Origin of the sequence: Notoacmeibacter sp. MSK16QG-6, assembly GCF_024158145.1 — a bacterium.
Lineage (GTDB): Bacteria > Pseudomonadota > Alphaproteobacteria > Rhizobiales > Rhizobiaceae > Notoacmeibacter.
The window spans coordinates 729,285-752,404 of record NZ_JAMYXM010000001.1; the positions used below are offsets into that span (position 1 = coordinate 729,285).

The window sequence follows — 23,120 nt, forward strand, 5'->3', positions numbered from 1 at the left end:
ATTTCAATCCGCCCTTCTTCGCTCGTTAAATCCATCGCTAAGCCTATGATACCCTTCGTCTTCCCCATTGTCGCGATGCGGAATTATCGCGATCGCGTAACAGTTCTGCGACAATCCGGAGCCGTGATCCAGAGCTTGCAATGAACGGCTCTATGATACAAACCCCCAATCAGGCCGGGTTTCTGAGATACCGGCGCAAAGTCGGCTTACGGAGAGATATGATGGCCAGTCGCATCGCCCACTTTCAGAACAGTTCCGGGCACGACCGCATCGAAATCGGCGTACGGGAATTCATGTGCGTCGGCGCCAATCCACCTTTCGATCATCCGCATGTCTTTCTGGATATGGGGCGGGACGATGAAAAAGTCTGCCCCTATTGTTCGACGCTATATGTTTTCAACGGAGCGCTGGCATCCGACGAAACGGAGCCGAAGGACTGTCTCTACCGGGTGGCCGCTGCCTGAGAGGCGATAGCGGTTGGAACCCCCTCGATCAATCATCGTCGCAGGCGCCGGTATTGGCGGTCTCACCGCGGCGCTGGTTTTGGCGCGGCAGGGGCGGCCCGTCACGATCATCGAGCGGTTCGAAAAGCCGACCGAAGTGGGTGCCGGCTTACAGCTTTCGCCCAATGCAAGCCGCATCCTTTTCCGTCTTGGCCTCGAAGGCCCGTTGCGCGATCAATCTCAACGACCGGAGGTCATCCGTCTTATAGCGGGCGGACGTGGAGACGCCATCACCGAATTGCCGTTAGGCGAACGGGCGGAGAAGCGCTGGGGTGCTCCCTACCTGACAATTCACCGCGCCCGGCTGCACGCCATTCTCTGGGATGCGGTCGAAGCCGAACCACAGATCACAATCGAGACCGGGCGTGAAGTGACCGGAACCGCGACCGATGCGGTCGGTCCGCGCGCGATCATCAGGGGACCGAATGGGGCCGAGGAAGAGCGGTGGGGACATCTTGTCGTCGGGGCCGACGGGGTCCATTCGAGGGTCCGGACAGCGATGCCGAAAGGGCTGCCGCCCCGCTATAGCGGAGAAATCGCTTTTCGTGCGGTTTTGACAGGACCTGACGCGCTGAAGAAGGCTGCTGCGGCCGGCATCGATACGGAGTGCGTCTCCGCATTCCTGGCGCCTTCAGTGCATCTGGTCGCTTATCCGCTCGGCGGAGACAGAGGCATCAATCTCGTCGCCAATACGGCGGGTAGAGATCCTGGCCCAAGTTGGAGCGAAGTTTTCTCCACGGTGACTGCGCAGTGGGCCATCAGCCATATCTCACCGGCGCTCGGCGAACTTGCGGGAGAGTTGGACTGGCTGGCGTGGGGTCTCCATGCCGTTGCGCCTCGCACGCCTTACGTCGACACTGGCGGCATCGCCCTTATCGGCGATGCTGCGCACGCCATGACGCCATTTGCAGCGCAGGGCGCCGCCATGGCCGTCGAAGATGCCGCCGTTCTCGCTCACTGCGTCAAAGGCTGGAGGGAGGACCGGCGCGCCGCATTGCTGCAGTATGAGGCGGAACGCCGCCCCCGAATTGCCCGTACAAGGCGACGTGGGGCTTTCAATCATTTCGTCTGGCACGCCCCTTTTCCCATCTCCCTCGGACGAGACATCGTTCTTCGCGCAAGAGACGGCGAAAGCCTTCTTTCCGATCTGGACTGGCTCTACGGCTACGATGCCGGGCGCTGAGGCGACGCTGTCTTTCTCGCTGCCACGACCATTCGACGCGACCAGCCCATCCTCAAACAAAGCATAGCTTGGAGCAACGACCGATGACAAAGCTACCGGACGATATCGGGATCAATACATTGCTGGCCCATGCCGGGCACAACCCCCGGGATTTTCACGGTTTCGTTCAGCCCCCGGTCGTCCATGCCTCGACTGTTCTTTTTCCCGACGCAGAAACCATGCTGGGCCGCAAGCAGCGCTATACTTACGGCACACGCGGCACGCCCACCACGGATGCGCTGGCGAGCGCCGTGGACGCGCTGGAAGGATCGGCCGGAACAGTTTGCGTACCGAGTGGCCTTGCCGCCGTGACGATCCCACTGCTTACATTTCTTTCTGCAGGCGATCACCTTCTCTGTGTCGACAGCGTTTATAATCCCACAAGGCGCTTTGCCGATGGCCTTCTGACGCGAATGGGGATCGAGACGACCTACTATCCGCCGGAAGTTGGGAAGGCCATAGCGGACTATATGAAGTCGAATACCAAGGTTGTCTGGACCGAAAGTCCCGGCTCCAACACGTTCGAGATGCAGGACATCCCAGCCATTTGCGAGATCGCGCACGAGCGGAACGCCCTCGTCATGATGGACAACACCTGGGCGACGCCGCTCTATTTCAAGCCGCTCGATTTCGGCGTCGATATCTCGGTTCATGCAGCCACCAAATATCCGGGCGGCCATTCGGACGTGCTGCTCGGCCTCGTCTCGGCTAATGAACAGTGCTGGGAGCAGCTTTACGACACTTTTCTCTGGATGGGCTGCATTGCCGGCCCGGACGATGTCTATCAGGTACAACGTGGGTTGAAGACCATGGGTATTCGCCTCGCTCGCCATCAGGAAAGCGCTCTGGAGATCGCCCGCTGGTGTGAAGAGCAGCGGGGTATAGAAGCCGTGCTGCATCCAGCATTGCAAAGCCATCCGGGGCACGATTTATGGAAGCGGGATTTTTCAGGCTCTTCCGGCCTGTTTTCCATCGTGCTCCAGGGTGAAGGCCCAAGCGCCGGCGCGGCCTTTCTCGACGCTTTGAAAATCTTCGGTCTCGGCTATAGCTGGGGCGGCCATGAAAGCCTCGCCGTGCTGGTAAATCTGTCCGATCGAACGGTGACCAAAACCGATTATCGCGGGCCGGTTATCCGGCTCCAGATTGGTCTGGAAGACCCCAAGGATTTGATTGCCGACCTCCAGCGTGGGCTGGACGCTGTCAGAGCGCTCGGCTGAGGCTAAAGGCCTCCTCTTGCACGCACCGACATACCGGGTAGTATGTCAGGAGGAGATATCGTAACTTCGTCTGGCGCTACTCAGTAGGAGAGTTGGAAAGATCGCGATATGCTCCGAGGAGGAGGATTTGATGAGCGATCTCGTGGCCACGCGGATGGAGGGCGATATTGCCGTCGTCACCATCGACAATCCGCCGGTAAATGCGCTCAGCCACGCGCTGAGGACAGCAATTCACACGGCATTGGAGCGCGCCAAGGGTGATAGCGCCGCTCGTGCAATCGTCCTGACCGGCGCTGGCCCTACATTTGTGGCGGGCGCGGAGATCAAGGAGTTCGGCAGCGATAAAGCCAAGGCCGATCCTAGCCTGCCTGATTTGATTGCACTGCTGGAAAGCATCGACAAGCCGACTGTCGCCGCCATTCACGGAACCGCGCTCGGTGGCGGGCTGGAACTCTCCTTCGGCTGTCATTACCGCGTGGCGCTGGCCGGCTCGAAGGTCGGTTTGCCGGAAATCAACCTCGGCCTCATTCCCGGCGCCGGAGGCACCCAGCGCATGCCGCGGCTGGTCGGGCCGGAGCGCGCGCTCGACATCATCGTTTCCGGCAAGCCGATTGCGGTTGAGACGGCTCTGAAAGATGGAATCGTCGATGCCGTGTTCGAAAGCGAACTTGTCGAAAATGCCGTCGCCTTCGCACGGGCCAAGGCGGATAGCGGCGAGACCACCGTCCATATTCGCGACCGTGACGACAAGATCGTCGAGTGGAAAGACGACCCGGACCGGTTCGACACGGTCATCGCCGAGAAAACAAAGAAGAGCCGTGGCCTCGACGCCCCTGTAGCGGCCGGAAAGGCGGTCAAGGCCGCGCTGACAATGGGTATCGACGACGGTCTGAAATTCGAGCGCAATCAATTTCTTCGATTGGTCACAGGAGAACAGTCCGAGGCGCAACGCCATATCTTCTTCGCCCAGCGCGAAGCGACGAAGGTGCCCGGCGTCGGAAAGGACGTGAAACCGCGAACCGTCAAGACAATCGGCGTGATCGGCGCCGGCACGATGGGCGGCGGCATCGCCATGTCGATGGCCAATGGCGGCTACGATGTCACGATTCTTGAGATGAACCGCGAGGCGCTCGACAAGGGTCTGGACCGCATCTCGAAGACCTACGACATCTCCGTCAAACGCGGGTCGATGACCCAGGACGCCAAGGCTAAGCGTATGGCGCGGCTTTCCGGCACGACATCCTATGACGATCTGAGCGATTGCGACCTCATCATCGAAGCCGTTTTCGAAGATATCGGCGTCAAGGAAGATGTCTTCGGCAAGCTCGACGGCATCGCCAAAGACGGCGCAATCCTTGCTTCCAACACTTCTTATCTCGATGTCGACAGGATCGCGGGATTTACAAAGCGGCCGGACGATGTGCTCGGCACCCACTTCTTCTCGCCAGCCAACGTGATGAAGCTGCTTGAGATCGTCCGCGGTGAGAAGACCGCGCCAGATGTGGTCGCTACAGCCCTCGAAGTCGGCAAACGCGCAGGCAAGGTTCCGGTGGTCGTCGGCGTCTGTCACGGCTTCGTCGGCAACCGGATGCTGGAAGCCCGCTCAGCCGAAGCGGAAGACCTGCTGCTGGAAGGCGCGACGCCCGCCCAGGTCGACAAGGCTTTTCGCGATTTCGGCTGGCCGATGGGTCCCTACCAGATGAGCGACCTCGCCGGCATCGATATCGGATGGCGCAAGCGCCAGGCGCGCGGCGAACGCGCCGAGATCGCCGATACGCTCGCCGAACAGGGCGATTTCGGCCAGAAGACCGGCAAGGGCTATTACAGCTATGAGGACGGCCGGACGCCGGTTCCGCGTGGCGAGACACAGGACATTATCGAGCGCGTCGCCAAAGAGAAGGGCGTCGAGCGTCGCGATATTTCAGACGAGGAAATCCTGGAACGGACGCTCTATCCGATGATCAATGAGGGCGCGAAGATCCTGGAAGAAGGTATCGCGACCCGCCCATCAGATATCGATGTCGTTTGGGTCTATGGCTACGGCTTCCCGGTCGGTAAGGGCGGGCCGATGCACTGGGCCGACCGACATGGTCTGGCGAAGATCGTTGAGCGACTTGAGCATTGGGGCAGAGAGACCGGCAAGGATGTCTATACGGTCTCCCCGTTGCTGAAGACGCTTGCCGGAGAAGGCGGCAGTTTCGCGGAATACCAGAAACAGGGTGCCTGAGCGCACTTGAATTGAGGAGTGCGCCCCGGCGCAGGGAGGTAGACAATGGTCGAAGCCGTCATAACCATGTGCGTCGGCGGCGGCATGGGCGCAGCCGGGCTGATCGAAATCGTCTGACGGAGGAAAGGTTCAATGGATTTGAAATTGAGCGACGAGCAGCGCGCTTTTCGCGACGAGGTCCGCACCTTTTTCAAGGAAAACGTACCGGACGATATTCGTGAAACGATGGTCGAGAGCGGCCATCCGTCCAAGGAGCAGTTCCAGCGCTGGACGAAGATCCTGGCCGACAAGGGCTGGGGCGCGCCGCATTGGCCCGAGGAACATGGCGGCACGGGCTGGGGCCCGGTCGAACAATACATCTTCCTGGAAGAGTTGCAGGCCTATCCCGCGCCAGCTCCCCTGCCCTTCGGCGTCAACATGGTCGGCCCTGTCATATATACGTTCGGAAACGAGGAGCAGAAGCAGACCTATCTGCCGCGCATTCTCGATCTGACCGACTGGTGGTGCCAGGGCTTCTCCGAGCCGGGCGCGGGCTCCGACCTCGCTTCGCTAAAGACGCGCGCGGTGAAGGAAGGCGATTACTACATCGTCAACGGCCAGAAGACCTGGACAACGTTGGCACAGCATGCGGACTGGATTTTCTGTCTGGTGCGCACCGACCCCGACGCCGACAAGCCGCAAAAGGGTATTTCCTTCCTGCTCATCGACATGAAGAGCGAGGGCATCACCGTGCGTCCGATCCAGACCGCCGATGGCGGAGTCGAGGTCAATGAAGTGTTCTTCGACGATGTGAAAGTGCCGGTCGAGAACCTCGTCGGCGAGGAAAACAAGGGTTGGGATTACGCCAAGTTCCTGCTCGGCAATGAGCGGACGAACATTGCCCGGATCGGCATGAGCAAGCATGCCGCCAAACGCATCCGCGAGCTCGCTGGCATTGAACTCGCCGGCGGCAAGCCGCTGATCGAGGATCGCCGTTTCGCCGAAAAGCTGGCATTACTGGAGATCGACCTGAAATCGCTGGAGATCACCCAGATGCGGGTCGTCGCCGATGACGCCAAGAACCCGAATGCGAAAACGCCGAACCCGGCCTCGTCCATCCTCAAGATCAAGGGCAGCGAAATCCAGCAGCGTTGCACCGAGTTGCTGATGGAGGTGATGGGGCCTTATGCCGCGCCGCGCCAGCATGACGACTATCTCGGCCATAACGAGCCGCCAATCGGCCCGGACTATGCGGCCCATGCGGCACCGAACTATTTCAACTACCGCAAGGTCTCGATCTATGGCGGGTCAAACGAAATCCAGAAGAACATTATCGCCAAGGCGGTGCTCGGTTTCTGAGTCCGTCTGACGCGACTGCGAATGGAGGAATGATCGAATGGATTTCGATCTCACCGAAGAACAATCGATGCTCAAGGACAGTCTCGACCGACTGCTGTCCGACAAATACGGTTTCGAGGATCGCGAAAAGATCCGCAAAGGCGAGCCGGGCTGGTCGAAGGATGTCTGGAGCCAGCTCGCCGAGCTCGGCCTTCTGATGCTGCCCTTCGCCGAGGAGGACGGCGGTTTCGGCGGCGGGCCGGAAGACGTCATGATCGCCATGGAAAGTCTTGGCGGCGTTCTCTCACTGGAGCCGTTCCTTGCGACAGTTGTCCTGGCGGGCGGCATGCTGCGCGAAGCAGGCACAGGCGAGCAGCGCGGCGAACTGGTGCCGCGGATCGTCGGCGGTGAACTCATCATGGCGCTGGCGCATTGCGAGCGCGGGGCGCGCTACACGCTGAGCCATGTCGAAACGACAGCAAAGAAGGACGGTGACAGCTATGTGCTGAACGGCGAGAAGAGTCTTGTCTTGCATGGCGCCGATGCCGGTAAGTTCATTGTCTCGGCTCGGACCTCCGGCGAGACAGGCGATGAAGACGGTATCAGTCTTTTTCTCGTCGATGCGGACGCAGACGGCATCTCTCGCCGTGGTTACAGGCTGCAGGACGACCGACCCGCCGCCGAGATCACGCTATCGGACGTTAAAGTGCCGGCTTCGGCGCTTCTGGGCGAAGAGGGCCAGGGCTACGGCGCTCTTGCAAAGGTGCACGATCAGGCGATTGCTGCTTTGGCCGGCGAGGCGGTTGGCCTTCTGACACGCATTCTGGCGACGACCACGCAATATCTGAAGGATCGCAAGCAGTTCGGTGTACCGATCGCGAAGTTCCAAGTCTTGCAGCATGATAGCGTCGACATCTTTATCGCGCTGGAGCAGATGCGCTCGATTGCGATGTACGCGACGGCGGAAGCCGGCAGTGACGAAGTGGCTGAACGGGCGCGGGCTGCGGCGGCAGCAAAGGTCATGATGGGCCAGGAGGGACGGAAGGCCGCTGAGACGGCCATCCAGCTCCATGGCGGTGTCGGCGTCACCATGGAATATGCGATCAGCCATTATTTCAAACGCGTGACCGTCAACGACATGCTGTTCGGCAATGCAGACCACCATATAAGCCGGCTGGCGGAGATGGGATCGCTTCTTGATCCTTAGACGATCGGACCAGACTGGCGGTTCTGGATTAGCAGGCGCGGCTTTTCTGCCGCGCTTTTCTTTTGCGTCAAAACCCGACTGTCGTGGTCTTGAAAGAGTTCTCCATATAACATATAGAAAATTTCATATGTTAAAAATTCCAGCAGGGGCAGTCTATGGAATTTATGCCAACGGATTTTACGCCGTGGTTGTCTCTTGGCGGCGGCGTTCTCATCGGTCTATCCGCCGTCTTTCTCATGGCGTTCAACGGCCGCATTGCCGGGATGACAAGCATCCTCTCCATTCTGGTCAAGCCGCGTGACTGGGCAGACCAGCCATGGAAATTCGCCTTTCTCGCAGCGGCTATCGCCGCGCCGCTCGTCCTTTTCATGTCCGGCTACGACATTGCGGTTCAAGTGCCGGCGTCGGCGCCTTTGCTCGTAATCGGTGGCTTGCTCGTCGGGATCGGCACGATGCTGGGTAGCGGCTGCACGTCGGGTCATGGCGTCTGCGGCAATGCCCGCCTCTCGCCCCGTTCCATGGCCGCGACGGCGACGTTTCTCGGCTTCGCGGTCGTAACGGTGTTCATGATACGCCTGATCACGGGAGCTTAAAGATAATGATCCGTCAGATCTTTGCCGGCATCATAGCCGGTGTTCTCTTCGGCCTCGGCATCGCACTTTCCGGCATGATCAATCCTGCCAAAGTCATCAGCTTCTTCGACATCGCTGGTGACTGGGATCCGTCTCTCATCTTTGTCATGGGCGGAGCGTTGGCGACGGCTTTCGTCGGCTACCGTGTGATATTCGGCAATTGGTCGCATCCGGTGTTCGACACAGAATTTCACCTGCCCGACGCAAAAGCGATCGATACCCGCCTCATAAGCGGCGCAGCCATTTTCGGCGTAGGCTGGGGAATTGCCGGTTTCTGCCCGGGCGGCTCCCCGCCGGCGGTGCTTCTCAATCCTGCGCCCACCCTTCTTTTTATCGGCTCGCTGCTGGCCGGCAACGTCATTGCGCGCCTGTTCATCGCACCGCGTTTTCAGGATACGAAGGCTTGAGAAGGTTCTGCTGACAGGCGATAAGGTACGGGATCAAACGCGTCTTATCTCCAAGGATCAAGGACAGATGGATCTCCGCTACCTCACTGAAGATCTGGCCGTTGCGGGCCAGATTTCGCCAAACGATATTCCCGTCATTGCCGGTCAGGGCTTTCGCTCAGTCGTCTGCAACAGGCCGGACAGCGAGGATGGCGCCGTAGCGCATCAAGAGGTGGAGAGCGCGGCATCGCAAGCCGGCCTGCAGTTTCGTTATATTCCGGTCGTCTCGGGCGGTATCGTCGCCGATAATGTCACGGATATGGGCGAAGCGCTGAAAGATCTACCGAAGCCGGTTCTCGCCTACTGCCGATCCGGCGCGCGCTGCACCAATCTCTTCGCACTGACCAAGCAGGCCGGCTACTAACCGGCAGGATTCAGGATACATCGCGTTCGCCGAAAAATCTTACGGCCGTCTTTAGCGTCCGCCTGCTTGCTCACTCAGAAGACCCGAAGAAGCCCCAGCGTCAGAATGGGGAAAGCGACGAGTATGACGACCCGGATAAGGTCGGATGCGACGAAGGGCAGCACACCCACGAAAGTCTGACGGATCGGGATTTCTCTCTTCGCCATCGAATTGATGATGAAGAGGTTCATGCCGACTGGTGGCGTGATCAGCCCCACCTCCACGACAATCAGCGCCAGAATGCCGAACCAGATGGAGAAATCCTCCACACTCATCCCGAAATCGAGTTGCGTCACGATGGGGTAGAAGATCGGGATGGTCAGCAGGATCATGGAAAGCGAGTCCATGACGCAGCCCATCAGCAGATAGAAGACCAGGATGATGATGAGCACCACCATTGGTGCGAAGCCCTGATCCGTCACCCAGGCAGCCGCCTCCTGAGGCACCTGCGTAAGCGCCAGGAAGCCGTTGTAGATACCCGCACCGAGCACGATGAGGAAGATCATCGCCGTCGCCGATGCTGTGGCCAGAATGCTTTCGGAGAAGGTCCGCCAGTTCATTCCGCCATTGAAGAGTGCGATCAGCCCAGTGCCGGCGGCGCCGACGGCCGCGCCTTCCGTCGGCGTAAACCAGCCGCCATAAATGCCGCCGACCACCAGAAGGAAAATCACGAGTACGGGCCAGACTTCACCAAGTGCAATGAAGCGCTCACGGTACGAGACTCGGTCGCGCAGGCCCGCGCTATCTGGCTTCAGCCGCACATAGATGGAGATCGTAATCATGTAGCCGATGGCCGCCAGAATGCCCGGAATAAAGGCTGCCACGAACAGTTTGGCGATGTTCTGCTCTGTCAGAATGGCGTAGATGACGAGGATAACGGAGGGCGGGATAAGAATGCCGAGCGTACCGCCTGCCGCGAGTGTGCCGGACGCCAGTGCGCCGCTATAGCCATAGCGGCGCAGTTCCGGCAGTGCGACCTGTCCCATGGTCGCGGCAGTGGCCAGAGATGATCCGCAGATCGCTCCGAAGCCGGCGCAGGCGCCGACAGCAGCCATTGCGACGCCGCCCTTGCGATGACCGAGCCAGACCTCGGCGGATTTGAACAGGCTCTGGCTCATGCCGCCCAGCGTGGCGAATTGGCCCATGAGCAGAAAAAGCGGGACAATGGACAGCGAGTAGGAGGAGAAGGTGGTGTAGGTCTCGCTCTTCAGCTTGGCGAGGATCATGAGGGTCGATCCGCCGACCATCCACGAGCCGCAGAAACCGACGACCAGCATGGCCAGGCCGATCGGCATACGCAGGAAAATCAGAAGCAGAAGAACCGGAAACGACCAAAGGCCGAGTTCGAGATTTGTCAATGAATTGTCCCCCCGGCCTCGACCGGCCGCTTGTCGGACAGTTCACCAATGCGGACATACACCATGTAAATGGATACGATGCAGGCGATGACGGCGGGTACGAACGCTGCCGCGTAGCCCCACCAGACCGGAAACTGCAGAATGAAGGTCGTCTCGCCATAGCGGAATTTGTCGGTAAGGCCGTGATAGAGGCGCCAGGTGATAACGATCAACGCCGCTGTCATCACGATCTCGCTGACAACGTCGATCCATCGGTTGACGCGAGCTGGCAGTCTGGACGTAAAGAGATCCACCATCGCATGGGCGCGTCGCAACTGACACCAGGGCAGGAATGCGAAGATAGCAAAAGCGACGCCTGCTTCGATCAGTTCGAAATCGCCCTTCACCGGCTTCAGACCAATCGAAAGGCCCGCCCGGCCGATAATGCTGATACAGGTCATGATCGTCAGCAGCACGAGCACGATACCGCCCGACATCGCGCTGGCCCGAGCCAGGCGCTCGATCCATCTGCCCATGGAAAGCCCCTTCCGAGAAATCGGCCACACCTACATCGAGAAGCCAATCACATCATCATCCTCACGCGGCTAGCACGGCGGACCGGCATCTCTCAAGCGCACCGGTCCGCTGCGAGCGCCAGGATCAGTTGGCCGTTTCTTCCTTGGCCTCGGCGCCAGCGTCGCTAGCGCCATCATCGAGCGGTCCGACTGAACTGTTGCCTTCCTTCAGCCAGTCGTTCTCTTCCTTGATGAGCATCTTTGCTTCTTCGAGAAGGGCCTTGCCATCGATTCCCTCGGAGCTGACATCTTCGGTCCAGGCTTCGACGACCGGCTCGGCCGCGTCCTTGAAGCCCTGGAGCGCGTCTCCTTCCAGAACGATAATGTTGTTGCCCATCTCGACAGCCTGCTCGCGCGAGGGTCCGTCAGCGCCGGCCTGCGTTCGACCGGCAAAGCCGGAAAACTCAATGCCGGAATTATCATCGATAACTTTTTTCAGATCGTCGGGCAGGCTCTCATACTTGTCCTTGTTCATGGCCAGAACGAAGGTGAGTGTATAGAGCGCAGGCGTACCGAACTCGGTATGGTTCTTGACGAGCTCGGATACCTTGATGGCCGGCACGACTTCCCAAGGGATCGTCGTTCCGTTGATGACGCCCTTCGACAAAGCTTCCGACACCGCGGGAACGGGAAGACCCACAGGCTCAGCGCCAAGCTCGGTCAGAAGATTGTTGATGGTCCGCGAGCCGCCGCGAATTTTCATTCCGGCAAGATCGTCGACGCTTTCGATCGGCTCGTCGGAATGGAAGATGCCAGGGCCGTGCACCCAGGTGCCGAGAATTTTGAAGTCCTTAAACTCGGTATCCTTCATATCCTTTTCGAAGAGACGCCAGAACGCGCGGGAGGTCGCCTCGGCGTTTTCCATGATGAAGGGCTGCTCGAACACTTCGCTGCTGGGAAAGAGGCCGGGCTTGTATCCGATGACATACCAGGTGACGTCGATCACTCCGTCACGCACCTGATTGATCAATTCGGGCGGTGTGCCGCCGAGCTGCATGGCGGGATAGATTTCGACCTTGATTCGCTCGTCTGAATCCTGCTCGACCGCTTTGGCCCAAGGCTCCAGGATCAGCTTGGGCACATTGGCCTGTGCCGGTAGAAAATGCTCCATGCGCAGGAGAACTTCCTCGGCCATCGAGCCTGCCGAAGAGGCGAAGATCGTGGCAGCTCCGATAAATGTCCCAAGTGCCATACGGCGCAGTGAGATTGTCGACATATATTCCTCCCGTTATGATTTCTGCATCGGACGAGCGCCACATTTCCTCAACGCCACCCGACCGGCCAAGGCATTGTACCGGTGATGCGCCCATTCCCATAGGGGGTATATGCGGGCAGAATCTATTAAAGACCGACCAGCCGGTCATGTAAATGCAATTCATCTTGCCGTGCCCAATTTCACTGACTTGATGAGGCGCTCGCCGACCTTTACAGCCTCTTTGGAGAGCGCGAAGGAGACCATGGTGACGGATACATCCGATCTGAAGATGCTCGGCAGCCACACCGAGCAGCCGACCGATCCCGACGAGGCCGTGCTTGAAACCGTGCCCTATTCGGGTGCTTCGGAAGCGCCGTGCGTCGTCCGCTTCACCTGTCCGGAGTTTACCTCGCTTTGCCCGATGACGGGCCAGCCCGACTTTGCTCATCTGGTCATCGACTATGTGCCGGGACCGAAGCTCGTCGAGAGCAAGAGCCTCAAACTGTTCCTGACATCGTTCCGCAATCATGGCGCTTTTCACGAGGATTGCACGCGGATGGTGGGACGCCGGATCGCCGAAGCGACCGAATGCCGGTGGCTGCGCATTGGCGGTTACTGGTATCCGCGCGGCGGCATTCCCATCGACGTGTTCTGGCAGACAGGCCCGATGCCGGACGATGTCTGGATTCCCGATCAGGGCGTGCCGCCCTATCGCGGCCGCGGGTAGGTTCGCCGGCGACGAGAAGCCGGTGGAAACCGCGATGGTGGTTTCGATTTCAGCTCGAATTTGGCGTATGATCGACGGATGACCATCCGCCAGCTTCCCGAAACGATCGTCAACCGCATCGCCGCTGGCGAGGTCGTCGAGCGTCCCGCTTCCGTGGTGAAGGAACTAGTCGAAAATGCCATCGATGCCGGCGCGCATCGCGTCGAGATCGCAACCGCCGGCGGGGGTCTTTCTCTGCTGCGAGTCAGCGACGATGGCTCGGGTATGACGCAGGACGAACTGCCTCTTTCCATTGCGCGACACTGCACCAGCAAGCTGACGGACGATATTTTCGACATCCGGTCACTCGGATTTCGTGGCGAGGCCCTTCCTTCTATAGGCTCGGTCTCCCGGCTCTCGATCCGCTCGGCGACAGCGAGTGGCGAAGGCGCGGAAATCACGGTGGAAGGCGGTAAGGTCTCGCCGATCCGCCCTGCGGCTTGCAATCGCGGAACGATCGTCGAGGTGCGCGACCTTTTCTTCGCGACGCCGGCACGGTTGAAATTCATGAAAAGCGAGCGGGCGGAGAGTGCCGCCATCAGTGAGCAGGTCCGTCGAATTGCGCTCGCGTTTCCCGATGTCCGCTTCGCGCTTACGGGACCGGACCGGACTTCGCTGGAGCTGCCGCCCTGCGATGGCGACGCTGAAATAGCTGCAAAGACGCGGATGGCCGACATACTCGGCAAAACCTTTACCGACAATTCGCTGCCTATCGACGCCATGCGTGACGGTGTCCGGCTTACGGGACGGGTTTCCGTTCCATCTTACAGCCGAGGCAACGCTCAGCACCAATACGTGATGGTCAACGGTCGGCCCGTCCGCGACAAACGACTGTCGGGCGCGATTAGAGGCGCTTACGCCGACGCCCTGCCGCGCAATCGCCACGCTGCCGTTGTGTTATTCATCGATCTCGACCCGGCATTGGTGGACGTCAATGTTCATCCGCAGAAGGCGGATGTCCGCTTTCGTGATAGCGGCCTGATCTCCGGGCTGATCGTCGGCGCTATCCGTCAGGCGCTATCGACGGCGGGCATCCGTCCCTCGACCACCGCCACGGACGCCATGGCAGCCGCATTCAAACCTGCAACTGCAAGTTCGACGGCCGCCTCAAGCGGCCTACGTCACCATTCGAACGACTTCGCGTTTCCCCCTTCGGCCCGGAGCGATGCGCCCTTCGCCCACCTAAACGACCCCTCCCCTTATGCGCCGATTGAATCTGGAGGCTTTGCGGAGACGGCGCAGGCTGACTTCAAAAGGCAAGACCGGTCGAGCGATGAGGTTCTTCAAAAAGAGCCGGCCGAGTTTCCTTTGGGCGCGCCAAGGGCGCAAATCCACGAAAATTATATCGTCGCGCAAACAGCGGATTCGCTGGTGCTCGTCGATCAACACGCTGCGCATGAGCGTCTTGTTTATGAAAAACTTAAAGCCGCGATGGGAGGACGATCCCTCCCCGGCCAGCATCTACTGATACCGGAAATCGTCGACCTTCCCGCCGATGATGTGAACCGATTGGAGGATGTTGCTGATGAACTGGCCCAATTCGGCCTCATCGTCGAACGGTTCGGACCGGGGGCCGTGGCCGTGCAGGCCACCCCGTCAATGCTGGGCGAGATCGATGCGGGCGCGCTCGTTCGCGACCTCTGCGACGAACTGGCGGATGAGCATGGCAGTGACGGGCTCCGCCTGCGGCTCAACCATGTTGCCGCGACCATGGCCTGCCACGGCTCTGTGCGGTCCGGCAGGAGGCTACGAATGGAAGAGATGAACGCTTTGCTGCGGCAGATGGAAGCCACTCCCGGCTCTGGCACGTGTAATCACGGTCGGCCGACCTATATCGAACTCAAACTGGCGGATATTGAAAGACTGTTCGGTCGCCGCTAGAGAACATCCTAACCTCTGCACTTGCCGGAACCGCTCAGGACCATTCCATTATGAATCATCTGGATTTTCTGTCGTCCCGCGAGGCCGAAGTTCAATATCTGGACGGCGATTACCGTATCAAGCGCAATGGCAGCTTCGTCCGGTGCGCGGTGACGGGCGAGCCTATACCTTTGGAAGAGTTGAAATATTGGAGCGTTGACCGGCAGGAAGCCTATCGCGACTGCAATATCTCATTGCAGCGCGAGCTCGAGCTCAATCCGGACCTGCGCAAGCGCAGGAAGGATTAGGTTCTGTTGCCGTCGGCCAATCGCCGACGCTTATAGGCGTCGATTGTCGCTTCGATGATCCGCGCGGCGGCCGTCGGATTGTCGAATTTCGCATCCACAGGAAGAACGATGCTTTCATCGTAAAGCGTCTGCAGCGCGCCCTTCCCACCCCGCAATCGAATGGCGTCTTTTTCCGTGGTGACGAGAGGCAAGCCATTCCGATGCGCGTCGGCGAGCAGTTCGGCCGCGTCATCTTCGGTGAAGGCATGGTGATCTGGGAATGAGCGGGTCATCGCGAGCTGCGCGCCCATTTCTTCGAGTGTGATGTAAAACTTTTCCGGCACCCCGATACCGGCGAAGGCGAAGCATGGCTTGCCTGACAGATCCGGCGAGCTTTTCGGGATGATCCGGGCGCGATGGATGGGAAGAGCCGCCCGCGCGGCGACACGCACCACATGGTCGGCCGCGTCTCCTTCACCCATCACAAGCAAACTGTCGGCATGGCGGAGTTGAGTGCGAAGCGGCGCTCGCAACGGACCCGCTGGTATGATGTGGCCGTTGCCGAACCCATGGTGCGCATCCACAACAAGCATGGCGTGATCGATGGCAATACGCGCGCTTTGAAAACCGTCGTCCATGATCAGCAGGTCACATTGCCGCTCTTCCATCAAAAGACGCGCGCCGGCCAGACGATTTGGCGTGACAGCGACGGGCGCCGCCCGCGCCAGCAAAAGCGGTTCATCGCCAACATGGCGGGCGAGATCGTGATCCGGGTCGACCAAACGCGGCCGATCGAGGTTGCCGCCATAGCCGCGTGAAAGTATGCCGGGCTTCCGACCCAGTCGTCCTGCGGCGCGCGCCAGTTCAATGGCGACTGGCGTTTTGCCGGCTCCTCCAACGGTGAAGTTGCCGACGCAGAGAACCGGAACCTCGACAGGTCGGCGCGGCGCTCGATCCTGGCGATAGCCAGCGACGGCGCCGTAAACCCATCCTGCCGGAGCCATGGCATAACCGCGCCAATCGCCCTTTATCCACCAGAAAGGAGGAGCTTCGCTCGCCATAGACCCGCTTTCGCCTAGTGAAATTCGTCGGTTTCGTTGCGGAACGTCGCGTCCATGATAAGCGGATGGATAAAGCGGTCCAGTTCGCGAAGAGTCGCATCCAGCGCGCCTCGCATCTTGCCTGCCGCATCGGCGGCTGCGGCGGCCATGCGATTACGCATCGACGGTCGCGTCAGAAGGAAGTTGACCGCCCCGGCAAGCGTCTCCTTATCCTTTACCATCTTGGCGCCACCCGCCTTGCGCAGCCGCTCGAAGGCATCACGAAAATTGGTGTATTCCGGACCGGTCAGTATCGCGGTGTCCAGCATCGCAGCCTCAAGGGGGTTCTGTCCGCCGGTGGCTTCTTCCGCGAGCGAGCGGCCCATGAAAGCGATCCCCGTTAAACGAAGATAAAGGCCCAGTTCGTTCATTGTATCGCCCAGCCAGACGTCAGTCTGGCGATCCGGAACCTCGCCCTTGCTACGCTGTGCGACCCGCAGGCCTGCTTCACTCAATTGCTGGGCAATAGCATCGCCTCTCTCGGCGTGACGCGGCACAATCAATGTCAGAATATCGGGATGACGCTTTTCCAGCATCTGGTGGACAGCGCCAGCCATTTTCTCCTCGCCGGGATGGGTCGAGATAGCCGCCCACACATCCCGCTGGCCGATGGATGCGCCGAGCCTGCGCACCTCTTCCATCTCGGCTGCCGGAATTTGCGCATCGGCCTTCAGATTGCCGGTCGAAACGACCCGCCGCTCCGAAAGAAGGCTGAACCGTTCCGCCTGTTCATCCGATTGCGCCAGAATGAGCGCGTAGCGGTTGAGAAGTGTAGCGGCGAGCGAAGGGTTCCTGCGCCACCTGCCAAATGTCCTGTCGGACAAGCGGCCATTGACCAGCGCATGGGGAATATGGCGCTCGGACAAGAGATGAATGGTTGTGGGCCAGATTTCCGATTCACAGCTTACAACGAGATCTGGCCGCCAGAAGTCCAGAAAGCGGCGCATGATCGCCGGAATGTCGAGCGGCCGGTATTGATGCGTCACACGATCATCGAAACGTTTGGCCGCGATCGCCGCAGCCGTCACCGTCGACGTCGTGAGAAGGACATGCACATTGTGGCGCGCCAGATAGTCGATAAGGCCGGCGATGGCGTTGAGTTCGCCGACGCTCGCGGCATGGACCCAAACCAGCGGCCGTTCCGGCCTTTCCGCGGATGCATGGCCGTACCGCTCGCGCCGGCGGCTTCGCTCTTCCTTGCCGGCAAAGGTGCGTCCTGCGAGATAAAGGCCGGTCAGAGGTCTGACGATCTGGCCTGCCGCCCTATAGGCACCGAAAGCAAAACGCGGGAAAAGCGGTTTCATGAAAAAAATGACGTCGTTGAAAAAGTGATCTGCCGTGCCGGCAGGAGCGAGGCTAAAAAGCGCGCAGGATCAATAAAACTGGGTAATCTGGTCTGGCGCGCTGCCCTAAGCATTGTCAGCCCTGCTCGGGCGAAAGGAAACGGTGCATATGAACGATGAAGTAGCGCATATGCGCGTTGTCGACCGTCTGTTGGGCCTTTTTGCGCCAGGCTTTCTCCGCCGTCGCGAAATTCGGGAAGATGCCGACAATGTCCAGGTTGTCGATATCGCGGAAGGTCAGGCCATTGAGGCTTTCAAGCTCTCCGCCGAAGACGAGATGGAGAAGCTGTTTCGACTCCTGGCTTTGTGGGTTCGTGGCCAAGCATGCCTCCTGAAAGGTCGAATTGATATTGGATCGTAAGCCCGCCGGTTAGACAATCAATAACTGCCCTATGCAAGGCCCGCATCCTCTAAACAAAGGACTATTACGCAATCATGATCGCTTGTGGGCGACCGCCTGAAGAACCGGTAAAAGATCGCCGATCAGATGCGCCTGGCTGGCAAGCAGGGGTCCATGCTTCGGTGCCGGCTGCCCCACTCTCACGTCATCCCCGTCAGGCTGTAGAAGCCGACCATCCGTTTCTGTCAGGAGAAGCATGGCTGCGGCAATATCCCAATCGTGCGCATTGGGCTTGATAAAGGTGGCGTCGAGCCGGCCATCGGCCACCATAGCGATCCGATAGGCAAGCGACGGGATATGGCCCTGGAAGCCGTTGGCCTCGGCGAGGTGCGGGGGCAAACCCCGCACCAGATTTGCTGGCCCCGCAATGGACAATTTGTCGGTGTCCCGCCTGTCCCTCAACCGGGTCCCGTTTCGGAACGCACCCTGCCCGGCTGTGGCTTCGAACATTTCATCCAACGCCGGACAGTCGAGCACGCCTGTCAAAGGAACGCCGCCCTCGACTATCGCTATGGAAACGCACCATGTCGTCTTGCCGGCCAGAAACGCCCGAGTTCCATCGATTGGATCGACAACAAAGCATCGGCGTTTCGAAAGGCGCGCCGGATCGTCCTCCGTTTCCTCCGACAACCAGCCGTAATCCGGCCGCGCGGCAAGAAGCGTGGTTCGCAGGAAATGGTCCACTTCCAAATCGGCTTCGGAGACCGGACTGTCGTTCTCCTTGCTCCAGACATCCGGGTCGCTGCCGAAATGAGCCAGCGCAATGCGACCGCCCTCTGCCGCAGCCTCTCTGATCAGCGCGAGATCATCTGCAAGGGCAGGCAGCGCGTCACTCACCGGCAAGGGTCATCCCCTCGACAAGCAGAGTTGGTGCGGCGGTGGCGAATGAGCGATCCAGATCGTTTGCAGCGAGCATCCGCCGGAACATATCCTTGAGATTGGCAGCGATGGTCACCTCCGTCACCGGATGCGTCAACTCTCCATTCTCGATGCGAAAGCCAGACGCACCGCGCGAGTAGTCGCCAGTCACCAGATTGACGCCCTGTCCGATCACCTCGGTCACATACAGGCCGTGGTCGAGGCCGCTTATCATATCTTCCGGCGAAATATCGCCCGCCTCGATTGCAAGATTCGTGCTGGAAGGCAGGACCTGAGCGCCACTCCGCGCACCTCGGCCGTTCGTCTGCAGTCCCAGTTCGCGGGCCGTCGATGTCGACAGAAACCAGTTCCGCAGAATGCCGTTCTCGATCATCGTCATCGGCTCGCCACGCACGCCCTCACCGTCGAAAGGTCGCGAGCCGGGGCCACGCACGCGCTGCGGATCGTCCGTGAGAGTAATGCCGTTCGCGGCCACCGCCTGGCCCATCAGATCACGCCAGAAGCTCGTCTTTCTCACCACGGCGCTGCCATTGATCAATTGACCCATCGTGCCGGCAAGGCCTCGCGCCACACGCGGATCGAAAATGACGGTGACGGGTCCGGTCGGCATTTTGCGGCCGCCCAAGCGACGTACGGCCCGCTCTCCGGCATGTCTGCCAATCTCTTCGGGCTGGCGCAAGTCGTTCAGGTGGCGCGAAGATGAGAAGTCGTAATCGCGCTCCATGCTCTGGCCTGTGCCGGCAAGCGCCGCAATCGAGCGCGAAAAATGACTACCCCGGTACGAGCCCGAAAATCCGCCCGACGTCACCAGCGTCAGTCCACTTCGAGAGCATGAAACTCCGGCGCCCATGATCTGCGAAACGCCATCGACCGCGCCCGCCGCCGTCTCCATTTCAAGAGCCGTGGCGACCATTGAATCGGCGTCGGGCCAGCTCTCGTCGAACAGATCGAGATCGACCGTCGTTCCGGTAAGGCGTTTGGGATCGGCGAGAGACCGGCTTTCATCGATTGGTGCAACACGGGCCATTGCCACGGCCCGCTCGGCGAGGCGGAGCGGATCGTAGCCGCGTGTCGCGCCGACCGACGCGATGCGCCCTTCGACGAAAACGCGCAAGGAAACATCGTCGCTTTCGGCGGCCTCGCTGTTCTCGACCTTGCCTTCGCGGACGGACACCGACTGGGAGCGGCCAGTGACGCAAATGGCGTCGGCTGCATCGGCTCCCGCGCTGCGCGCCGCCTCGACCAGTTCGGAGACGCGGTCAAGACGCGCCTGTTCGTCCTTGGAATTCATTTCAGGACGATCCTTTATCGCAACGGCCAATGGATTCTCTTCTCTCGATATTGCTATGCACCATCTATGAGGGACAAACGGTCGTGACAAGCAGCCGCCTGCTGCGGCAATATCTCCCAGGATGAGGAACAGACGGTTTTGGCGACGCCAGAAGTATCTCTATACGGTGAAGCGGTCCTCCTTTTAGCGGGCGCTGTAATCGCTGCGCCGCTATTCAAGCGGATCGGCCTCGGTACGGTACTTGGCTACATCGCTGCGGGTATTTTGATCGGTCCGGTGGCGAGACTGATCGCCGACGGCGAGGAAATCCTTCATATCGCCGAACTTGGCGTGGTGTTCCTACTGTTCCTGATCGGCCTGGAACTGAAACCATCGCGGCTATGGGCGTTGCGCCGCGATATTTTCGGACTGGGTCTGTCCCAGGTTTTGCTGACCGGCTTCATCCTTTCGTTCCTGCTGCTGACTTTCCTGCCGCCTGCGGCAGCGATCATCGCCGGATTCGGGCTCGCCCTTTCCTCGACGGCCTTCGGGATGCAGATCCTTGAAGATACGGGCGACACCAACCGCCGCTATGGACAGCGCGCGTTCTCGATCCTGCTTTTTCAGGACATCGCCATCGCGCCGCTTCTTGTGCTCGCCACTTTTCTCGCGCCATTCGCTCCGGAAGATGTACGCTCCCCACTCCTTTCCATCATTATCGCCATAGGAACGGTCGCAGGGCTTGTGCTTGCCGGTCGGTATCTTCTCAACCCGCTATTCCGCTTCATCGGCAATACCGGCGCGCGGGAAGTGATGATCGCAGCGGCGCTGCTGCTCGTGATCGGTGCGGGACTGGCGATGCAGTGGGCCGGACTTTCCATGGCCATGGGCGCATTTATCGCCGGCGTTCTTTTGGCGGAATCGCGCTATCGCCACGAGTTGGAGGCGGATATCGAACCATTCCGCGGCATTCTGCTCGGCCTGTTTTTTATGGCTGTGGGCCTGTCGCTCGATCTGACCGTTATTCAGAACAATCTGCTGCTGATCGTGGCGGCCGTACCCGCCCTTCTACTGATCAAGGGCCTCGTCATCTTTGTGCTTGCCAAAGTGTTCGGCTCGACCAATGACGACGCCATGCGGGTGGCCACTTTACTGCCCCAGGGCGGTGAATTCGGCTTCGTCCTTTTTTCCGCGGCAGCCAGCAGCGGCATCTTTTCGGCGCGCATTGCTTCTATCCTCGTCGCTATCGTCACCATCTCAATGGCTTTGACGCCGCTCAGCCGCAGGATCGGCGACTGGATCACCAACACGACGCTCCAGGACGACGACGTGATGGAGGAGGATTTCGCCAATGCCGGAAGCGATGTGCTGATGATAGGTTTCTCACGCTTCGGCCAGATCACAGCGCAAATGCTGCTGGCAGGCGGCGTCGACGTGACTGTGATCGACCTTTCGGCCGAGCGCGTGACACAGGCAGGCAAGTTCGGTTTCCGTATCTATTATGGCGATGGCTGCCGCAAGGATGTTCTTGAGGCTGCGGGAATACGCCGCGCCAAGATCGTCCTTGTCTGCACCCATCTGCCATCGATCACCAACCGGATCGTCGATCTGGTGTCATCGGAATATCCGAACGCCAAGATTTACGCCCGCTCGTGGGACAGAGCCCACGCCATCGCCCTGCGAAAGCGCAATGTGGACTATGAATTGCGCGAGACTGTCGAAAGCGCGCTCGTTTTCGGACGCCACACGCTGCACGCCCTTGGGATCGAAGACCATCTCGCGCACGAGATCGAAAAGGATGTGCGCCAGCGTGATGAGGAGCGTCTGGCGATTCAGCAGGTCGAAGGTCTGTTCGCCGGACAGGAGAAAGTATTCACAAGCCCTGTTCCCGAACCCTTGATCGAGCCGAAGAAGAGGCGTGAGGCAGCCAGCGCGAAGAACAAGGACGATGGCGCATGGTCCGCCGGCTGATCGCTGTTTTCCACCGCACGAAGCCTGTCAGCTTTGGGCCGAAAACCTCTCCACGATTCTGTCCGCAACAAGCTCGGGCCGCAACCGAAGCAGTGCTTCCCGCAGGTCGAGGCGCACATTGCGGCTCTCGTCCAGCACCTGATCGATGCGCGCGAAATCGAGCACACGAAAACGGTCGATCGCCGGGCGAAGCATGATGTCCGGCTGTTTTCGCGCCAATTTGCTGGCGGTGATCGACTGCATCATGAGTTGGGTGGCGCCGAACAGAAGATCGATTGACGATGGGCTTTTAGGACCGCGACGGGGTATGCCCACGACATCGACCGCGATGACAATATCCACGCGATCGCCGAACAGATCGAACGGGACGGGTGAACAGATGCCGCCATCGATATAGAGCGTGCCCTCGCGCCGAACTGGCGCGAACAGAGCAGGCACCGCAGCCGATGCCGCCAGCGCGCTCAACAGATCGCCCTTTTCCAGAACACAGCCCCTATGGCCGTAATAATCCGTTGCCGTGACCAGCAGCGGAATCTCGAGATCTTCAAAACGAGAATGGAGCTGCTCAGGCAGAAAGGCCGCCAGGATATTCTCGATGTTGAATTGACCGAGATGGAAATTGCCGGGAACGGCATCGCCGAGACGGGTGGGACGAACCTGGAAAACACGTCGCAACGTGTCGACCTTGCGACCGAATGCGCCGACCGCATAGTCGCGGACTTCCGCTCCGCTCATCCCTGCGGCGTAACCCGCGCCTATCAGTGCCCCGATAGACGATCCGGCAATCATCGTCGGCCGGATGCCAAGCGCATCGAGCTCTTCGAGAATATGGATATGTGCAAGGCCTCGGGCGCCGCCGCCACCGAGCGCCAAGCCAATGCGCGGCATTTCTCCCAAGACAGCGCTGCGCCCTGACGGAGGTGTCTTCGTTTTTGGCGCGACCCTTTCTTTGGCGGTCATCGA

At 59.9% G+C, this 23,120-nt stretch carries 22 protein-coding genes; 13 read left to right on the plus strand and 9 right to left on the minus strand.

Annotated elements, in window-relative coordinates:
* The first annotated feature begins 218 nt into the window (after nt 1–218).
* The 9 genes from NIM86_RS03525 (at nt 219) to NIM86_RS03565 (ending at nt 9,135) form a co-directional block, all read left to right on the plus strand.
* Complete coding sequence (locus NIM86_RS03525) at nt 219–464, plus strand: zinc-finger domain-containing protein (protein ID WP_253379145.1); 246 nt, start codon at nt 219–221, stop codon at nt 462–464.
* A 13-nt stretch (nt 465–477) separates the two neighbouring features.
* Nucleotides 478–1,686, plus strand: coding sequence for an FAD-dependent monooxygenase (locus NIM86_RS03530; RefSeq protein WP_253379147.1), 1,209 nt, complete (start codon nt 478–480; stop codon nt 1,684–1,686).
* 83 nt (nt 1,687–1,769) lie between these two features.
* Entirely contained in the window at nt 1,770–2,942 is a 1,173-nt protein-coding gene (locus NIM86_RS03535; protein WP_253379149.1) for a cystathionine beta-lyase, read from the plus strand.
* A gap of 130 nt (nt 2,943–3,072) precedes the next feature.
* Nucleotides 3,073–5,169: a 3-hydroxyacyl-CoA dehydrogenase NAD-binding domain-containing protein gene (locus NIM86_RS03540; RefSeq protein WP_253379152.1), complete on the plus strand. Its 2,097-nt coding sequence runs from the start codon at nt 3,073–3,075 to the stop codon at nt 5,167–5,169.
* Nucleotides 5,170–5,301: 132 nt separating this feature from the next.
* Nucleotides 5,302–6,507, plus strand: a complete 1,206-nt coding sequence (gene pimC / locus NIM86_RS03545; protein ID WP_253379154.1) for a pimeloyl-CoA dehydrogenase large subunit — start codon at nt 5,302–5,304, stop codon at nt 6,505–6,507.
* 37 nt (nt 6,508–6,544) lie between these two features.
* Entirely contained in the window at nt 6,545–7,693 is a 1,149-nt protein-coding gene (locus tag NIM86_RS03550; protein ID WP_253379156.1) for an acyl-CoA dehydrogenase family protein, read from the plus strand.
* 164 nt (nt 7,694–7,857) lie between these two features.
* Nucleotides 7,858–8,286 carry a YeeE/YedE family protein gene (locus tag NIM86_RS03555; RefSeq protein WP_253379158.1) on the plus strand — a complete coding sequence of 143 codons (429 nt, stop codon included), beginning with the start codon at nt 7,858–7,860 and terminating at the stop codon, nt 8,284–8,286.
* Nucleotides 8,287–8,291: 5 nt separating this feature from the next.
* On the plus strand, nt 8,292–8,732 hold the full coding sequence (locus tag NIM86_RS03560) for a DUF6691 family protein (protein WP_253379160.1): 441 nt from the start codon (nt 8,292–8,294) through the stop codon (nt 8,730–8,732).
* A 67-nt stretch (nt 8,733–8,799) separates the two neighbouring features.
* Nucleotides 8,800–9,135, plus strand: coding sequence for a TIGR01244 family sulfur transferase (locus NIM86_RS03565; RefSeq protein WP_253379167.1), 336 nt, complete (start codon nt 8,800–8,802; stop codon nt 9,133–9,135).
* 74 nt (nt 9,136–9,209) lie between these two features.
* Here NIM86_RS03565 and NIM86_RS03570 read toward each other — a convergent pair whose 3' ends face one another.
* The 3 genes from NIM86_RS03570 to NIM86_RS03580 all read right to left on the minus strand — a co-directional run bounded on the left by NIM86_RS03570 (nt 9,210) and on the right by NIM86_RS03580 (nt 12,302).
* Nucleotides 9,210–10,532 (minus strand): TRAP transporter large permease, encoded by a 1,323-nt coding sequence (locus NIM86_RS03570; RefSeq protein WP_253379168.1) that lies wholly within the window; start codon nt 10,530–10,532, stop codon nt 9,210–9,212.
* Nucleotides 10,529–11,047 (minus strand): TRAP transporter small permease, encoded by a 519-nt coding sequence (locus tag NIM86_RS03575; RefSeq protein WP_253379173.1) that lies wholly within the window; start codon nt 11,045–11,047, stop codon nt 10,529–10,531. Before NIM86_RS03575 ends, NIM86_RS03570 begins: the two co-directional genes overlap by 4 nt.
* 124 nt (nt 11,048–11,171) lie before the next feature.
* Nucleotides 11,172–12,302 carry a TRAP transporter substrate-binding protein gene (locus tag NIM86_RS03580; protein ID WP_253379174.1) on the minus strand — a complete coding sequence of 377 codons (1,131 nt, stop codon included), beginning with the start codon at nt 12,300–12,302 and terminating at the stop codon, nt 11,172–11,174.
* A 244-nt stretch (nt 12,303–12,546) separates the two neighbouring features.
* Between NIM86_RS03580 and queF the strand changes: the two genes are divergently transcribed.
* The 3 genes from queF to NIM86_RS03595 all read left to right on the plus strand — a co-directional run bounded on the left by queF (nt 12,547) and on the right by NIM86_RS03595 (nt 15,215).
* Nucleotides 12,547–13,008 (plus strand): preQ(1) synthase, encoded by a 462-nt coding sequence (gene queF / locus NIM86_RS03585; protein ID WP_371872847.1) that lies wholly within the window; start codon nt 12,547–12,549, stop codon nt 13,006–13,008.
* Between the two features lie 78 nt (nt 13,009–13,086).
* Nucleotides 13,087–14,928, plus strand: coding sequence for a DNA mismatch repair endonuclease MutL (gene mutL, locus NIM86_RS03590; protein ID WP_253379178.1), 1,842 nt, complete (start codon nt 13,087–13,089; stop codon nt 14,926–14,928).
* A 50-nt stretch (nt 14,929–14,978) separates the two neighbouring features.
* Nucleotides 14,979–15,215, plus strand: a complete 237-nt coding sequence (locus tag NIM86_RS03595) for a DUF2093 domain-containing protein (RefSeq protein WP_253379181.1) — start codon at nt 14,979–14,981, stop codon at nt 15,213–15,215.
* Here the strand turns inward: NIM86_RS03595 and lpxK are convergent.
* The 5 genes from lpxK to NIM86_RS03620 all read right to left on the minus strand — a co-directional run bounded on the left by lpxK (nt 15,212) and on the right by NIM86_RS03620 (nt 20,207).
* Complete coding sequence (gene lpxK, locus NIM86_RS03600; RefSeq protein ID WP_253379186.1) at nt 15,212–16,255, minus strand: tetraacyldisaccharide 4'-kinase; 1,044 nt, start codon at nt 16,253–16,255, stop codon at nt 15,212–15,214. The two genes, NIM86_RS03595 and lpxK, sit on opposite strands and share 4 nt — an antisense overlap.
* Before the next feature lie 14 nt (nt 16,256–16,269).
* A complete protein-coding gene (locus tag NIM86_RS03605) occupies nt 16,270–17,598 on the minus strand; it encodes a 3-deoxy-D-manno-octulosonic acid transferase (RefSeq protein ID WP_253379188.1) in 1,329 nt (442 codons plus the stop codon).
* A gap of 115 nt (nt 17,599–17,713) precedes the next feature.
* On the minus strand, nt 17,714–17,959 hold the full coding sequence (locus NIM86_RS03610) for a DUF4170 domain-containing protein (RefSeq protein ID WP_253379190.1): 246 nt from the start codon (nt 17,957–17,959) through the stop codon (nt 17,714–17,716).
* Nucleotides 17,960–18,070: 111 nt separating this feature from the next.
* On the minus strand, nt 18,071–18,874 hold the full coding sequence (locus NIM86_RS03615; RefSeq protein ID WP_253379192.1) for a 3'(2'),5'-bisphosphate nucleotidase CysQ: 804 nt from the start codon (nt 18,872–18,874) through the stop codon (nt 18,071–18,073).
* Nucleotides 18,867–20,207, minus strand: coding sequence for a TldD/PmbA family protein (locus tag NIM86_RS03620; RefSeq protein ID WP_253379193.1), 1,341 nt, complete (start codon nt 20,205–20,207; stop codon nt 18,867–18,869). Before NIM86_RS03620 ends, NIM86_RS03615 begins: the two co-directional genes overlap by 8 nt.
* A gap of 138 nt (nt 20,208–20,345) precedes the next feature.
* On the opposite strand from NIM86_RS03620, the gene NIM86_RS03625 reads away from it, so the two are divergent.
* Nucleotides 20,346–22,157 carry a monovalent cation:proton antiporter-2 (CPA2) family protein gene (locus NIM86_RS03625; protein ID WP_253379195.1) on the plus strand — a complete coding sequence of 604 codons (1,812 nt, stop codon included), beginning with the start codon at nt 20,346–20,348 and terminating at the stop codon, nt 22,155–22,157.
* Between the two features lie 27 nt (nt 22,158–22,184).
* Here NIM86_RS03625 and NIM86_RS03630 read toward each other — a convergent pair whose 3' ends face one another.
* The gene (locus NIM86_RS03630; RefSeq protein ID WP_253379197.1) at nt 22,185–23,117 is read right to left on the minus strand and encodes a patatin-like phospholipase family protein; all 933 of its coding nucleotides are present in this window, start codon (nt 23,115–23,117) and stop codon (nt 22,185–22,187) included.
* Nucleotides 23,118–23,120: the final 3 nt, after the last annotated feature.